Source organism: Vreelandella songnenensis (assembly GCF_003002925.1).
Classification (GTDB): Bacteria; Pseudomonadota; Gammaproteobacteria; order Pseudomonadales; family Halomonadaceae; genus Vreelandella; species Vreelandella songnenensis.
On the sequence record NZ_PVTK01000003.1, the window covers coordinates 198,971 to 213,654 of the forward strand.

General features: G+C 59.4%; 13 protein-coding genes. 6 read left to right on the plus strand and 7 right to left on the minus strand.

All coding sequences use genetic code 11. From position 1 onward, the window contains the following. Positions 1–51 precede the first annotated feature (51 nt). The 3 genes from B0H98_RS07370 to B0H98_RS07380 all read right to left on the minus strand — a co-directional run bounded on the left by B0H98_RS07370 (position 52) and on the right by B0H98_RS07380 (position 4,422). Positions 52–2,574: a glucose/quinate/shikimate family membrane-bound PQQ-dependent dehydrogenase gene (locus B0H98_RS07370; protein WP_106374420.1), complete on the minus strand. Its 2,523-nt coding sequence runs from the start codon at positions 2,572–2,574 to the stop codon at positions 52–54. Between the two features lie 251 nt (positions 2,575–2,825). Then, a complete protein-coding gene (locus tag B0H98_RS07375) occupies positions 2,826–3,830 on the minus strand; it encodes an NADP-dependent oxidoreductase (RefSeq protein WP_106374421.1) in 1,005 nt (334 codons plus the stop codon). A gap of 211 nt (positions 3,831–4,041) precedes the next feature. After that, positions 4,042–4,422 carry a septal ring lytic transglycosylase RlpA family protein gene (locus tag B0H98_RS07380; RefSeq protein WP_106374422.1) on the minus strand — a complete coding sequence of 127 codons (381 nt, stop codon included), beginning with the start codon at positions 4,420–4,422 and terminating at the stop codon, positions 4,042–4,044. 317 nt (positions 4,423–4,739) lie between these two features. Between B0H98_RS07380 and B0H98_RS07385 the strand changes: the two genes are divergently transcribed. Next, entirely contained in the window at positions 4,740–6,176 is a 1,437-nt protein-coding gene (locus B0H98_RS07385; RefSeq protein WP_106374423.1) for a hypothetical protein, read from the plus strand. 114 nt (positions 6,177–6,290) lie between these two features. Beyond that, positions 6,291–7,064: an RsiV family protein gene (locus B0H98_RS07390; protein WP_106374424.1), complete on the plus strand. Its 774-nt coding sequence runs from the start codon at positions 6,291–6,293 to the stop codon at positions 7,062–7,064. Between the two features lie 35 nt (positions 7,065–7,099). Here the strand turns inward: B0H98_RS07390 and B0H98_RS07395 are convergent, their stop codons facing one another. Further along, positions 7,100–7,978, minus strand: a complete 879-nt coding sequence (locus B0H98_RS07395; RefSeq protein WP_106374425.1) for a DMT family transporter — start codon at positions 7,976–7,978, stop codon at positions 7,100–7,102. 101 nt (positions 7,979–8,079) lie between these two features. Here B0H98_RS07395 and B0H98_RS07400 point away from each other — a divergent pair, with 101 nt between their 5' ends. From B0H98_RS07400 to B0H98_RS07415, 4 genes are all read left to right on the plus strand, one after another. After that, the gene (locus B0H98_RS07400) at positions 8,080–8,952 is read left to right on the plus strand and encodes a LysR substrate-binding domain-containing protein (RefSeq protein WP_106374426.1); all 873 of its coding nucleotides are present in this window, start codon (positions 8,080–8,082) and stop codon (positions 8,950–8,952) included. A gap of 130 nt (positions 8,953–9,082) precedes the next feature. Next, on the plus strand, positions 9,083–9,640 hold the full coding sequence (locus tag B0H98_RS07405; protein WP_106374427.1) for a cytochrome b: 558 nt from the start codon (positions 9,083–9,085) through the stop codon (positions 9,638–9,640). A gap of 61 nt (positions 9,641–9,701) precedes the next feature. Further along, on the plus strand, positions 9,702–10,430 hold the full coding sequence (locus tag B0H98_RS07410; RefSeq protein WP_106374428.1) for a hypothetical protein: 729 nt from the start codon (positions 9,702–9,704) through the stop codon (positions 10,428–10,430). A 153-nt stretch (positions 10,431–10,583) separates the two neighbouring features. Next, on the plus strand, positions 10,584–12,239 hold the full coding sequence (locus tag B0H98_RS07415) for a multidrug ABC transporter permease/ATP-binding protein (protein WP_106374429.1): 1,656 nt from the start codon (positions 10,584–10,586) through the stop codon (positions 12,237–12,239). 26 nt (positions 12,240–12,265) lie between these two features. On the opposite strand, the gene fhuF is transcribed toward B0H98_RS07415, so the two are convergent. The 3 genes from fhuF to B0H98_RS07430 form a co-directional block, all read right to left on the minus strand. Further along, entirely contained in the window at positions 12,266–13,039 is a 774-nt protein-coding gene (fhuF, locus tag B0H98_RS07420; RefSeq protein ID WP_106374430.1) for a siderophore-iron reductase FhuF, read from the minus strand. A 164-nt stretch (positions 13,040–13,203) separates the two neighbouring features. Beyond that, a complete protein-coding gene (locus B0H98_RS07425; protein WP_106374431.1) occupies positions 13,204–13,971 on the minus strand; it encodes an ATP-binding cassette domain-containing protein in 768 nt (255 codons plus the stop codon). Positions 13,972–14,072: 101 nt separating this feature from the next. Further along, positions 14,073–14,669 (minus strand): cytochrome b, encoded by a 597-nt coding sequence (locus B0H98_RS07430; RefSeq protein WP_106374432.1) that lies wholly within the window; start codon positions 14,667–14,669, stop codon positions 14,073–14,075. Positions 14,670–14,684: the final 15 nt, after the last annotated feature.

The following is a 14,684-nucleotide window of genomic DNA, read 5'->3' on the forward strand; positions in this document are numbered from 1 at the left end:
ATAAAAAACGGGCAGCCCATGGGCTGCCCGTTTTCATGTTGCTGGCGCTAGTTACTCCGGCAGCGCGTAGCCGATCACGTAATCACCCATCTTGGTACCAAAGGTGCCGTGGCCCCCGGCCGAGATCACCACATACTGGCGGCCATCGGCGCCGGTATAGGTCATCGGTGTGGCTTGGCCACCGGCCGGCAGGCGAGCCTTGTAAAGCTCTTCGCCGGTGGTGATGTCGTAAGCGCGCAGGTACTGATCCAGCGTGCCGCTCATGAAGGTAACGCCGCCGGCGGTGGTCAGCGGGCCGCCCAAGGCCGGTACGCCGACAGGCAGGCCGATGGGCAGGCCAAGCGGCATGCTGTCACGCGTGGTGCCGTTGCGGTGCTTCCAGACAACATCGGCGCTCTGCAGGTCGATACCTGCCACGTCGCCCCAGGAGGGCGCCTGGCAGGGCAGGTCGAAGATGGAGAGCAGCGGGCCAAGCTCGACGGCATAGGGCGCGCCGGCATTGGGCTGCAGGCCCTGTTCGCTGGCCGAACCCTGGCCCTCTTCCACATCATCACGCGGAATCAGGCGTGACACGAAGGCCAGATACTTGGCCCCGGTGAACAGCGCCTGACGCTCCGGATCAACCGCGACACCGCCCCAGTTCATCACCCCCACGTTACCCGGGTAGACGATGCTGCCTTCCAGCGATGGCGGCGTGTACTGGCCTTCATAGCGCAGCGAATTGAACTGGATGCGACACATCATCTGGTCAAACGGCGTGGCGCCCCACATGTCGCGCTCGGTAAGCGGCGGTGGCAGCAGGTTCAGCGCCGAGCGCGGCTGGGTTTCTGCCGTCCAGTCACCTTCCACCGCGCCTTGCGGAGCGGGAATTTCCTCGATGGGCACGATCGGCTCGCCGGTTTCCCGGTTAAGCACGTAAAGGCTGCCCTGCTTGGTCGGCTGAATCACCGCAGGTTGGGTGCCTTCATCGGTGGCCAGATCAATCAGTACCGGCTGGGCCGGCATGTCCATGTCCCACAGATCATGGTGAACAAACTGGTAGACCCAGGCTACCTGGCCGGTTTCGAGTTCGAGCGCAACGAGACCTGCACTATAGGTTTCGTCGTTTTCGGTGCGGTTGGCACCGTATTGGTCCGGAGTGGCGTTACCCATGGGCAGGTAAACCAGCCCCAGGTCTTCATCCACGCTGATGGGTGCCCACACGTTGGGCGAGTTGCGGGTATAGGTTTCATCGTCCGCCAGCGGCTCGGTTTCTTCAGGGTTGCCGCTGTCCCAGTTCCACACCAGCTCGCCGGTGCGCACATCAAAGGCGCGAATCACGCCGGAAGGCTCATCGGTTGAGCTGTTGTCGGTAACGTGGCCGCCCAGAATCACCAGATTTTCGGTCACCGTGGCAGGCGATGTGGAGTAGTAGCCGCCCGGATCAAAACTGCCGATGTTGCGCGTAAGGTCGACCTCGCCGTTATCGCCAAACCCGGCGCAGGGCTCGCCGGTGTCGGCATTGAGCGCAATCAGGCGGGCATCGGCAGTAGGCAGATAGAGGCGGCGCGGACACATGACGTCGGTCTGGCTGATAATGGCCGAGGGGGCATTTTCGCCCTCATCCGTCGCGGTAGTGTCAAAACCGTTAAGCAGCGATACGTCGATGGCGAAAGCGTCGCTGTCGGCAAACAGCGGCGACGGTGCCGCGGCGGTATCGGTGCTGTCATCTTCGCTATCCGCAGCGCCGCCTGCATAGTTGGCCGCATCATAATAGGCCAGGCCACGGCAGGTCATGTGCGCCCAGCCGGAGAAGTCTTCGGCACCTTGGGTACTGATCTCGGGATCGAACTCCCACAAGGTTTCACCGGTTTCCGGCGAGAGCGCCATGGCGCGGCTGTGTGAGGTGCAGATATACAGGCTGTCGTTAACTTTCAGAGGCGTATTCTGATTGGTGATCTCGGGCGGGGCGTTGGGGCCTGGCTCGTCGCCGGTTTGAATGCGCCATACCTCTTCAAGCTCGCCGACGTTTTCCGGGGTGATCTGGTCAAGCGAGGAGTAGTGGGTGCCGGCGTTGGTGCCGCCGTAGGCTGGCCAGTCGTCACCTGCCACCTGGGCCGGGTTTGCCTCGGTGCTTGCACGGTTATCCGCCAGGGTGCCCTCTATGTGGGCCGGGTCATCAAACTGGCTGGCAATGGCCACCAGGATGGCGGCGGCAATGCTTGCGGCAAGCGCCAGACTTCCGCCACGCGAGCGAAGCGGCTTGCGCCACCAGGGCAGTAGCATGATGATCGCAATCAGGCAGGGGATCGCCACCCGCGGCACCAGTTGCCACCAGTCCAGGCCCACTTCCCATAGCGCCCATACTAGCGTGGCAAAGAGTATCGCGGCATAGAGCCATAAAGCAGCGCCTTTGCGCAGGGCCAGCAGTATGCCGGCGACGATGACGGCAACGCCGGCAATCAAGTAGTAGGCGCTGCCGCCCAGGCTGAGCAGTTTGCCCCCACCGATGGCTAGCGCAAGGCCAGCAGCGGCTAGCAGCAGGCCAAGCACGATGGCTGGCCATTTGCTGCGGGCGCGGGTGTTTTGTTCCATGGGATTCCCCTGTTAACAACGTATCAAGGGCTAGCGGGCAGTGGCGCCGACTAGCCGCTATAGACGTGCGTTAACCCATCATTCGGTGCAAACGATGGGTTAAAACACATTGGTGGCGCATTTATTTTAATTATCAATTCGCTTTTGGTCGAACCGATTCGAGAATAAATCCTGCTCAAAAAATACAGGGCTGCCCCGGAAAGGGCAGCCCTGAGCGTAAAGCGGTTCTTGAAGGCTTGAAAAACGCGCTATCAATCGGTCAGTTTAACCAGCATCTTGCCGGTATTGCCGCCCTCGAACAGTTCCAGAAACGCATCGGGCGTACTTTCAAGCCCCTCTTTGACCGTTTCCTTATAGTCGATATCGCCAGCGGCTACCTGAGGTGTCACTTCCTTCAGAAATTCAGGGTAGTGCTCCCAGTGATCCGCCACGATGAAGCCCTGCATTCTGGCTTTACGTACCACCATCTGCGACATGTTGCTGGGCCCCGGCGCGGGTTTTTCGGCGTTGTAGGTATCGATCATGCCGCATACGGCAATGCGTGCGCCTTCGTTGAGCTGGCTCAGCGCCGCTTCCAGGCAGATGCCGCCTACGTTTTCGTAATACACATCGATGCCTTCGGGGCTTGCCAGGCGGATGGCATCACTGAGTTCGTGAGCACCGCGGTCTTTATAAGTGACCGGCTCGACACCCATCGATTCAAGCCAGGCAAGCTTGTGCGCCGCGCCGGCGATGCCCACCACGTGGCAACCCTTGGCCTTGGCCAGTTGAACGACCAGGGAGCCGACCGCGCCGCTGGCAGCACTGACCAGCACGTTATCGCCGGGGCGACATTCGGCGATCAGGTTAAGGCCCGTCCAGGCAGTCATGCCGGGCATGCCCAGCACGCCCAGGTAAGCCTGTTCGGGGACGTCGGCGCTGGGCAGCGGATAAACGCCTTCTGCTGAAATCTGCGCAATATCGCGCCAGCCGCCCATGTGGCTCACGATGTCGCCCTCTTTCAAGCGCTCATCGTTCGAGGCGATCACTTCACCAATTGCGCCACCTTCCATGGGCTGGCCAAGGCGAAACGGCGCAACGTAAGTATGCTGACCGCTCATGCGACCGCGCATGTAAGGGTCTACGGAAAGCCAGCGGTTGCGAATGCGTACTTCGCCCTGATTGAGCTCAGGGAGTTCCTGGGTTTCCAGGGAAAACAGCTCGCGCTCCGGCAGGCCGTTGGGGTAGTCGGTAAGAGTAAAATAACGTGATTGCATGGGTGCCTCCTGCAAAGCCATGACTGATCAATGTACTTGCAGCATAGAGATCATTAACCTGCTTGCAAGTTCGTTATTTTTTTCACGCGTGAACGAGCCAAAAAATAGGGCGCTCTTTTAGGAGCGCCCTATTGGGTTTTGACGGTATCGCGTGGCAGCGATGGCGTTGAGCAGCTAAGGGGTACCACACACTCGGCGGGTGTGTTATCCGTTAATTCAGCAACGTGACCATGACGGGGGCCGTGCCTCTGCGCAGTATGCCCAGCTTGCGTGCTGCGCGCTTTGAAAGATCAATGATACGCCCGTTCACAAAAGGCCCTCGGTCGTTGATCAGTACTTCCACTTCTTGCCCGGTATCTGCGCGGGTTACCAACACTTTCGTCCCAAAGGGCAGGCTTGGATGGGCGGCGGTGAGCGCCTGTTGATCAAAGGCTTCTCCGCTGGCCGTCATGGCGCCTTGAAAGCGGTCACTGTAGTAGGAAGCAACGCCTTCCTGTGCATCGATATCGTTGGCGAACGCGTTATTGACCGTAAAAAATACACACAGTACGGCCAAACAACTCGTTCGAAATAGTCGTTTAGGGGCTCCCATTGGAGTACCTCAGTTATTCGTGTCGAGAGTCTCGCAAGCATCAATGAGGTGCCGTATAGGCGAGAGGATGGTAACGCGCTCTTCAAGGGGCGGCAAGCTTTAAGACGTTCGGCGCAATTGGGCGCCAAGTTGCGTATTTTCCGTCTTTTGGGTTATGGCCTTGGATTTCAGGAGGTTAGCGCTTTATAAAAGCAACGCATGACGGCGGCGTTTGGTACGTTAAAATGATGTCATTCATTGAGGCTTTTACTTACTATTAAGCATCGTCAGTCAATTTTAAACCTGACTTCCTTATGCTCTGAATCAAGGACGTACTCATGGCCAAGTCCTCTCCTTTTGCGCTGATACTGGTAGCCGTCGGCGGCGCCGTTGTTGGCTTTCTAACTGCCCAAGCGCTGCCTGCCACTGACGCTTCTGCAGCATCGAACACTGAAACTACCGGTCCGGACGGCGCCTCGGGTGCGCTGGCAGGTCTTGATGGCGTCACCCTTGGCGAGCGTATGCAGGGGGAAATCACGGCAAGCGACATGCTCAATGGTAACGACGGCAGCCGCTACGACCGCTACGTGATCAGCCTTGAAGAGGGCGACCTGGTCGAGTTTAGCTTGCGCGGGGCGTTGAACGGCGTGGTCGCGCTTTATGACGACCAACTCCAGCTTTTGAACAGTGCCTCAATGGTGCGTCACCGTATAGAAGAGGGCGGTGACTACATGGTGGTGGTCAGCGGTGGTGATGCCAGCAGCTACGGCCCTTACACCCTGAACAGCCGGGTCATCGAGCTGAGCGACGATAACGTACTGACCCTTGATGCGCCGCTGGACAGCTGGCTTGCCGGTTCTCCCAGCGAGTTTACGCTGACCATCGAAGAAGCTGGCATGTACCAGCTGGAAATGCGCTCCGATGAGTTTGATGCCTATCTGGAACTTGATGGTCCGAACGGCTACCACCGTGAGGATGACGATAGCGCCGGTGATCTGGATGCCCGCATTTCCGATTTCCTGGCCCCCGGCGAATACACGCTGACGGCAAGAGCGCCTTACGGTGAAGGCGAAGGTCTTTTCACGCTGACCGCCGAGCCGCGGGAGTTGCCCGGTGACGGGGAGCTGCGCAACGACGGCGCCATCGTTCCCGACGATTCGCTGAACGGCTGGTACAGTGGTCAGGATCTGACCTATCAGATTGAGGTCGAAGAGGCCGGTCTTTATCAGATCGACATGACGTCAAGCGATGTGGACGCTTATCTGGTGCTTGAAGGCCCCAATGGCTACTACCGTGAAGATGACGATAGCGGTGGTGATCTGGATGCGCGCATTGCCGATTTCCTGGAGCCGGGCACCTACGAGCTGACGGCACGTACTGCCTACGGTACCGACAGCGGTCTGTTTACCATCACCATGGCGCCTCATGCGTTGCCGGACGATGTGACGCTTCGCAATGACGGGGCAATTACGCCGGATGAGACCCTCAATGGCTGGTTCAATGGTGAGCCTCTGATCTATGAGCTTGAGCTTGAAGAAAGCTCGCTGGTAACACTTGATATGCGCTCCAGCGATTTCGATGCCTATCTTGAGCTTGAAGGCGAAGGTGTTGCCTACAGCGATGACGACGGTGGCAATGGCACCGATGCGCGCCTTCAAGAGCAGCTGCTGCCCGGTACCTATCGGGTGATGGCGCGCGGTTTCAGCACCATGGGAAGCGGCTTGTTCGAGCTTGAGGTGAGCGCTGAGCCCACTCAGATGCAGCCCAGCATGTAACGTTTCTAGCGTTGTCTGAAACGCCCCTGCCCATGAGAGTGAGCAGGGGCGTTTATGTTTGGCTACGCTCAATGGTTGAAGAGCGGCGAGAGCCGTATTACAGGGAGGTATAAAATGATGTATGGCAAGTTAAGTGGCGCTGCGCTTGCGGCGCTGGTTCTCAGCGGCTGCCAGTCGCCCGAAGCAGAGAGGGTTACCTCGCCTTCACTCAGCTATCAGCCGCTTGAAAAGCGCTTTGTAGAGCCTGGGTGTCAGCGCGAACACTGCTCCGAAGTGACGGTATCATCGCTCGTTTTCCCCGACGATCCTGACTTGAGTGACGAGCTGAAACGCCGTCTGCTGGCGCTTGCCATGGACATGACCGATGCCCCTGCCGACCCCCCGCAAGAGTGGGACGGCTATGCAGAGGCGTTTTTTGCCAGAGCCGGCGAGGATAGCGAAATGCTGCCCCAGTTCATGGCGAGCGAAGCGCAGATGGAGGCTAGCGTATATGCCCAGCACGACGGCCTGCTGGTGCTTGAGCTGACAAGCTACGTCTACCACGCGGGGCAGGCTCATGGGCTACCTTCAACAGCCTTCATGGTGATTGATGAGCGCCAGTCGCGAGCGGTAAGTCTGGATGACATGCTGCTGGATGGCCAGGACGGTGCGTTTCAGGAAGCGCTGCTTCAGGCGCACAGGCGGTGGATGGCTGAAATGGGTTACGACGACCAGTATGTGATCAACTGGCCGCTAAGTGAAAGCCGTAACGTGGCGCCGCTGGAAGATAGCTGGGTGGTGAAATTCAACGTCTACGAAATTGCGCCTTACGCCGTTGGTCAGCCGGAGCTCTTTATACCTTTCGAAGATCTTGAAGGCGTTGCCAAGCCGCGCTATCTGGGGCAATAGCCCTGGATAGCGCGGGTAATGTGATGTTCGAGCCCTTATCGGCCGGCGTTGAGGCAGCCAATCACAACGAGTAGCGCGGCGGTTGGCAGGCGCCAGTCCAGCACGCTGACGCCTGCCAATACCAATAGAAGGCCAGCCAGAATGGGTACGCCATAGGCCAGGCTCCCCACCAGGCTTGCATGGCCCCAGCGCAGGGCTTTATCCCATGCCACCATGGCGATGCCGTAGGGGCCAAGGCCCAGGGCGACGCCTGCCAGCAGCGCTTCGGTGCTGGGCAGGGCGGGGTGGCCTTCAAATGCCAGGCTTGCAAGCGTTGTCATCGCGCAGGCAATCAATAGCATGCGCGGCAGTAGCGGCGTAATGGAAACCGGTGCCGCCTGGCTTACCCATGAGTAGAGCGCCCAGCAGCAGGCCGCCAGCAGCGCAAGGCCGTAACCCACGGTGGCACCACCGAGTCCGCTGCTCAGCGCCTGGGGAACCAGCAGCAGCGCCGCGCCGGAAAACGCAATCAGTGCCCCCGTCACGCCCGCCAGGCGCAGCTTGCCGAAACGACTCCACTGGCTCAACAGCACAAACAGTACCGGCCAGGTATAGGTAATCAGGGCGGCTTCCGCCGCTGGCGCCAGGCGCATGCCGATGAAGTAGGTGCTGACGGCACCCAGAATCAACAGAGGAATGCCTAACCAGATGCCCAGCTGCCAGCTGCGGCTACAGCTTGCCACGTTGACGCGGCGGCTCAGCGGCATGGTAGCCAAAGCGCCTGCCAGGAGCGTCAAGGCAGTCAGCTGAAGAGGCGAGGACGTATGGGCACGTTCAGCAAGCAGCGGCGCCACGCTCCACAGCACGACTGCCACCAAAGCGGCGCCGACGCTGTACCAACGAGGGAACACGATAGGGGAGTGAGTGCGTTGCATGAGCGGTCTCCTTGCCTGGAACATGTGCAAAGCAGCATACTCGCCAATAAAACATCACAATATCGATCTTTATTGATAGCTTTGATCACAAAAGGTGATATATGCGCGCCCCTACTCTGGACCTCACGTTGCTGCGCACGCTGGTGGCGATTGCCGATACGGGCAGCGTCACTGCGGCGGCCAAGCGCCTGTCCTATACGCAGTCGACGGTGAGCATGCAGCTACAGCGCCTGGAGGCACATCTTGAGCTAAGTCTTCACGAACGCGATGGACGCCGACTGCGATTTACCCCTGACGGCGAACGCCTGCTGACCCATGCGCGGCGCCTTCTGGCGCTGAATGACGAAGCTTGGGGCGACATGCAGGCCCAGCAGGTCACCGGCGACCTGACGCTTGGGATACCCGAGGATTACGCCTCGCTGCTGCCCTCGGTATTTGCCTACTTTCACCAGCTTTACCCGGCCGTGGGGTTGAAAGTTATCTGCGGCACGAGTGCTCACCTGGTCGAGCAGGTAAAGGCCGCCGAGCTTGATCTGGCGCTGGTTACCCGCCAGCGCAATTCGCCGGGGGGCGACGTGATTCGCCGCGAACCGCTGGTCTGGGCCGTGGGTGTCAACCAGCAGCCCCTTCTAAGCGACCCGATACCCCTGGCGCTTTATTCACCCGGCGCCGACGTCTTTCGGGAAGTGGCCGAGCAGGCGTTGCAGGGGGCGGGGCGTAACTGGCGGGTGGCCTATACCAGTCAGTCGATGGCCGGACTTGCGCCTATCGTGATCGCCGGGCTGGCCGTAGTGGTGGTGACGCGCAGCATGCTTACCCCATCGCTGCGTCCACTGGATGAAAGCAGCGGCCTGCCGGCTCTGCCCATGATCGAGCTGGCGCTACACCGCGCCCCTCACCGCCCCTCAGAGCCTGCTCGGCGGCTCGGTGAGCTGATCCGCGAGCAGCTGGCCGCACCAAGCGAAGCGGTATGAGCTGAAGGCAGGAGACGCTAAACTGCCTCAAACCTGGCGACAAGAGGTCTAGCGTTGAGAGGTTAAGCGACCCGCCTTGGCCCGACTACACTAGACTGAACGCCATATAACGTTGCACTAGGAGCGCTGCATGCACGAGCTGGACCATTACATTTACCCCCATAGGGTGCTTCACTGGCTGGTAGCCGGGGGCGTGCTGCTGGCGCTTGCCAGCGGGTTCACCTTTGGCACATTAGGGTATGAAGGCACCGTCGAGCTTTTCGGCAATACGCTGACGAACCTGCTGTACACCAGTCACAAGACGCTGGGTATCACCCTCTTGCTGTTGATGACCCTGCGCATCATTACCCGCATCGCCTTCGTAGTACCGGACCATGACCCGCCCCTGAATGCCTTTGAGCGCATCGTCAGTACCAGCGTGCATCATCTGCTGTATCTGGCGTTGATCATCATGCCGCTACTTGGCTGGGCGGCCACCGCCACCGGCGGCTATCCCATCGAGTTCTTCCACTGGCACTTGCCGGGCCTTCTTGGCGAACGGCCCGCGCTTTCCAGCCAGCTCTATACCTGGCACGGACGTATTGGCTGGGCAATCGTGGTGTTGACCACGCTGCATGTGGCGGGGGCGCTGTTTCACTGGCGTATCAAGCGCGATACCGTCACCAAACGCATGAGCCTGTTCGATTAAGGACTGACCAAGCGTTTACTAGACAACAACACCAGCACGGCGCGCAGGGAGCAGAACCGCCATGGGTCAGCAAATCGCGTTCATCATTGGCTTGGCCGCCGTTCATGTGTACGCCAGCAAGCTTCGCAAGCTAAGCGCCGTGCCACGCAGCGCCTGGCTTTCGCTGGCGGGCGGCATCTCGGTCGCCTACGTGTTCATTCACGTGTTTCCGGCCTTGAGCAAAGCCCATGAAACGATCAACGCCCATGGCCTTCTGGCAGTTCTCGAGCACAATGCCTATATCGTCGCACTGATTGGTCTGGCGGTGTTTTACGGCCTCGAGCAGGTAGCTTCCCACCATTCAGAGCCTTTTCGAAAGGGTGCCAAGACTCATTTCAGAAAGCTTGAGGGTGTATTCTGGATCCATGTGGGCTCCTTTTCGCTCTACAACGCGCTGATTGGTTATCTGCTGGTGTATCGCGACAATCAGTTTCCCGACGTGGTGTTCTTTTTTCTGGCCATGAGCGCGCATTTTCTGGTCAATGACCACGGCCTGGTGCGCCATCATCGCGATCGCTACCTGGCCCGCGGGCGCTGGGTGCTGGCAAGCGCGGTTATCATTGGCTGGCTGGTGGGCATGGCCGTTGAGGTCACCGAGGCCTTTGTCGGCCTGCTGTATGCCTTCGTAGCCGGCGGTGTGGTGCTGAACGTGCTTAAAGAAGAGCTGCCGGAAGACCGGCGCAGCCAGTTCTGGCCCTTTGCCCTGGGAGTGGCGAGCTGCACCCTGCTGCTGATTTTTGCCGAGCCCTAGGCGGTTAAGTCGACCTTTACAGGTTGTCTCCCTTCGCGTGACATCCGTGCGTTTAAGCAGGCGCGTCTAGGTAAATGAAAATCACTTTGTTTATTGACTTGGGGCGTTAGTGCGTCACAATTTGCCGCCTATCAACGCCGTAGGGAAGTGCGCATGGAGCTGTTGCAGGTTGTCTTTCGTCATTACCGCTGGCCGTTTCTAGGCGCCATCGGCCTGAGCCTTTTCAGTGCGGGGCTGGGAGTCGGGGTGATTGCCTTTATCAACCAGCGGTTGATCGAGGTGGGCAGCCCGCTTTCCGCCCTGCCGCAGTTTCTCGGTCTGCTGGCGGTGCTTCTGGCAGTAACGCTGGGTACGCAGCTTGCGCTGACGCTGCTTGGGCACCACTTTGTCTTTGATCTGCGCTCGCGGCTGGTAAAGCGCATTCTGGATACCGACATCGAGCGCCTTGAGCAGCTGGGTAACGCCACGCTTCTGGCAAGCCTTTCAAGCGATGTACGCAACATCACCATCGGCTTTGTACGCCTGCCGGAGCTTGTGCAGGGCGTGGTGCTGACACTTGCCTCGATTGCCTATCTGGCCTGGCTTTCGCCGCAGATGGTGGTCATCACGGTAGTGTGGATCGCGTTCACCATGTGGGCTGGCTGGGTACTGGTGTCTCGAGTATATCGGCACTTCAACCTGGTGCGGGAAAGCGAAGACCGTTTATACAAGGATTACCAGTCGGCGATTGAAGGGCGTAAGGAGCTGGCACTGAACCGCGATCGGGCGAAACATTTCTTTGATGAAACCTACACCGCGAATGCGCGGGAGTACCGCTACCACATCATTCGCGCCGATACTTACCATCTAAGCGCCGGCAACTGGTCCAACATCATGATGCTGGGCGCCATTGGCGTGGTGTTCTTCATGGCCAATGGCCTGGGGTGGGCAACGCCGGCGGTGGCGGCCACCTTCGCTTTGACTCTGCTGTTCTTGCGCACTCCGTTGATTCAGGCGATCGGCGCCTGGCCCACCCTGATCAGCGCCCAGGTAGCGTTTGACAAGCTGGCAAGCCTCGAGCTTGCCGAGTATCAGCCGGGCTTTGGTGTCGAGAACCGCTTTACCGACTGGCAGCGCCTGGAACTGGTTGACGTCACCTATCACTACCCTGAAAGCGCGCACGGCGAAGGCTTTCACGTCGGGCCCATCAACCTGACGCTCACGCGCGGCGAGCAGGTATTTCTGATCGGCGGCAATGGTAGCGGTAAATCGACCCTGGCACGCCTCTTGAGCGGTCTTTACCGGCCCGAGGGCGGACACATCAAGGTGGATGGTCAGGTTCTTACCCCAGCGCAGTGGCAGGACTTCAGAGCGCACTTTGCCAGCGTGTTCACCGATTTTCATCAGTTCGACCTGGCCATGGGCCCGGACGGGCAAAAAGCCGATCCCGCGCTGGTCGCCACCTGGCTTGAACGGCTGCAGATGCAGCAGAAGCTGCAATGGGAAGGCGACCGGGTAATCAATACCCAGCTTTCCCAAGGCCAGCGCAAGCGTTTGGCACTGTTACTCGCCATTGCCGAAGAGCGGGATATTCTGCTGCTCGATGAGTGGGCGGCGGACCAGGATCCGCAGTTCCGGCGGCTTTTCTATCGCGAGCTTTTGCCCCACCTGCGGGAAATGGGCAAGACGGTATTTGCGATCAGCCACGACGACAGCTACTTCGCCCACGCGGACCGGCTTCTGGAGATGTCTCAGGGTAAGCTTCATGAGCTGACCGGCGCCCAGCGTGACCTGGCAAGCCAGGACGCCGTTGCCCAGATCAATACTTGATGGGGTAAGTAGTTCGACAGGTGATATCAGGGGGCGCGCTTGCGCGCCACCCGGTCACATCCTTCCAGCGGGCAGTTGCTGCATACGCTGAACTCATCAAGCAGGTAGCGCAGACAGCAGAGCTTGCGCACCCGCTTCTCTTCATCGCTGCCGTCGGGCGTGTAGGTGCGTACCGGCTCGAAAAGCGGATTGCGCTGCCCGCCAAGGTGGCGTGATTCCAGCAGCGCCCGGACGGCTTCAAGCGCCTCATGATTGACGTCGGGGTGCTCGGCAAGCAGATTCACGTAGTAATCCAGGTAGCCGCCGGCGTTGCTCCAGAACACGCGCGGGGCCGCGCCGGAAATGGCCGCCAGGCGCTCGATCAGCGGCGCCCAGTGCTGGTCAATCAGCTTGGCGAAACGTTCGCTGCCTGCCTCGGTGCCCATCGGTTCGCCTTCATGAGGTAGCCACAGCCGCTGGGTGCAGCCTTCCTCGTTGAGGATGACGTGCACATCATCGAGCTCTACCGGCAAATCGCGATTGAGCAGAAGGTGAGAGGCAATAGTGGGAACGGTCAGCGCGCTGAAGTGCCACTTCGACCACAGCGAAGTAATGGCGCGTTTGTCGCCACCCGGGTAGCGGGCGGCGTAGTGGGATAGATCCTGCTCTAAAAGCGCAGTATTACGCCAGCGTGATGCCTTGACCGCACCCGACGGGGGCGTGCCGCCGATCAGCGGCGGCGTAAACAGCACCAGCTGCCCTTGATAGCAATCGGCAAGCGTAGGGGCGTGGGCTGAATGATCTAGAGCAAGCGGCGGCATAACGGAACTCCCGAACATGAGCTTTGTGCAAGCTCAAGCACACCTGCTTGTTGGCCAGGGTGATACGCCAATGCAGTGCAGGTTGAAAGTGGTCGTCTCAGCTTAAGCGATAATGCTTATCAATTGAAGCGTTAGTTGCGAATCAATGCGTTTTACAAGAAGGCCTACTGGGCCACGGCAATCCGATGATCGCCGCTGGGGTGCTGCAATACCTGCATGGGTAGGCCGTAAATAGCTTCGAGTGTGGTATCGCACATCAGCTCATCCGGCGTGCCGTGCGCCAGCAGCCGCCCGCTATGCAGGGCCATGAGCTCATCGCAGTAGCGCGAGGCCATGTTGATATCGTGCAGAACGATAATCACCCCGAGGTTAAGCTCATCGCAGAGCTTGCGAATCAGGGCGAGCACTTCCATCTGGTGAGCAATGTCCAGCGCGGCCAGCGGTTCATCGAGCAGAAGAAAACGGCTGCCCTGGGCGATCAGCATGGCAAGCCACACCCGCTGGCGTTCACCCCCGGAAAGCGTATCCACCAGCCGGTCGGCAAACGCTTCGGTATGGGTAAGGGCAATGGCTCGATCAATCGCCGCGGTATCCTTGTGGTTGTGCCGCCCCAGCAGGCCGTGCCAGGGGTAGCGGCCAAACGCGACCAGCTCACGCCCGGTCAGGTTTTCAGCACTGGGCAGGTGCTGGGGCAGGTAGGCCACCTGACGGGCGAATTCTCGGTTCCCCCAGGCATTCAGCGGGCGCTGATCAAAATGAATCTCGCCCTCGCTGACTGCCTGCTGCTGGGCGAGCAGCTTGATGAGGGTCGATTTCCCCGAACCGTTATGGCCGATCAGGCCGTAGACCTTACCTTCTTGAAAGGTATGCTCAATGGGTTGCAAAAGGGGCTTGCCATTGATGGCAAAGGTAGCGCCTTTAACCTCGAACATGCAGGACTCCTGACCATCAGAAGAGAATGGATAAGGCCGTCATTGTATCGGGAATGGTTATCATTTAATAGCGAGAAAATACCCTTCGCTTATTACCCCGTCTAGCGACTGACAGGACCTGCCATGCGTGATATCACCTTATCCTTGAAGCCGAAGTGATGCACAAGTGCCATGCTCACGTGCCCAGCTATCAGGATTAAAAGCAGCCAGGCGAGCGGGCTATGCAGCAGGTTGGCTATCTCGATCATCCAGGGAATATCGCGTTCAGCCGCGTTGAGTAGCGGTATGCCGTAGACATCCAGCGCGCCGCCTCTGCCGTACTGACGCAAGATGCTCAAGGCAGGCAAGATGATCAGCAGCGCATAAAACGTCATATGAACTCCGCGCGCCAGCACGCCGCTTAGCCCAGCGGCGGGTAAAGGGCGCTGGCGCCGATTGAGCCAGGCCCAGCCCGCGCGTAATACCGTAATCCCTAACAGCAAAACGCCCAAGCTACCGTGGGGGCCTATGCTTGAAAGCATCAGCGTAAGTTCACTTTCGCCAAATCCTCGCCATGCCAGTACCACGCTGAACTGAAGCAGCACGATAGCCGCCGTCAGCCAATGCAGGGCGCGGCTGATCACGCCATAATGGGTAGCGCTATCTCGCCAGTAAGGGCGGGCACGTGTTGGAGAAGTCTGGTTAGTGATAAGGGGCATTGTTTCTCGTCTCTA

Coding starts and splice junctions, on each gene's coding strand:
- B0H98_RS07380 (WP_106374422.1), bottom strand. CDS start 4,422: ATGGGAGCCCCTAAACGACTATTTCGAACGAGTTGTTTGGCCGTACTG.
- B0H98_RS07395 (WP_106374425.1), bottom strand. CDS start 7,978: ATGCAACGCACTCACTCCCCTATCGTGTTCCCTCGTTGGTACAGCGTC.
- fhuF (WP_106374430.1), bottom strand. CDS start 13,039: ATGCCGCCGCTTGCTCTAGATCATTCAGCCCACGCCCCTACGCTTGCC.
- B0H98_RS07390 (WP_106374424.1), top strand. CDS start 6,291: ATGATGTATGGCAAGTTAAGTGGCGCTGCGCTTGCGGCGCTGGTTCTC.
- B0H98_RS07370 (WP_106374420.1), bottom strand. CDS start 2,574: ATGGAACAAAACACCCGCGCCCGCAGCAAATGGCCAGCCATCGTGCTT.
- B0H98_RS07405 (WP_106374427.1), top strand. CDS start 9,083: ATGCACGAGCTGGACCATTACATTTACCCCCATAGGGTGCTTCACTGG.
- B0H98_RS07375 (WP_106374421.1), bottom strand. CDS start 3,830: ATGCAATCACGTTATTTTACTCTTACCGACTACCCCAACGGCCTGCCG.
- B0H98_RS07415 (WP_106374429.1), top strand. CDS start 10,584: ATGGAGCTGTTGCAGGTTGTCTTTCGTCATTACCGCTGGCCGTTTCTA.
- B0H98_RS07425 (WP_106374431.1), bottom strand. CDS start 13,971: ATGTTCGAGGTTAAAGGCGCTACCTTTGCCATCAATGGCAAGCCCCTT.
- B0H98_RS07385 (WP_106374423.1), top strand. CDS start 4,740: ATGGCCAAGTCCTCTCCTTTTGCGCTGATACTGGTAGCCGTCGGCGGC.
- B0H98_RS07400 (WP_106374426.1), top strand. CDS start 8,080: ATGCGCGCCCCTACTCTGGACCTCACGTTGCTGCGCACGCTGGTGGCG.
- B0H98_RS07410 (WP_106374428.1), top strand. CDS start 9,702: ATGGGTCAGCAAATCGCGTTCATCATTGGCTTGGCCGCCGTTCATGTG.
- B0H98_RS07430 (WP_106374432.1), bottom strand. CDS start 14,669: ATGCCCCTTATCACTAACCAGACTTCTCCAACACGTGCCCGCCCTTAC.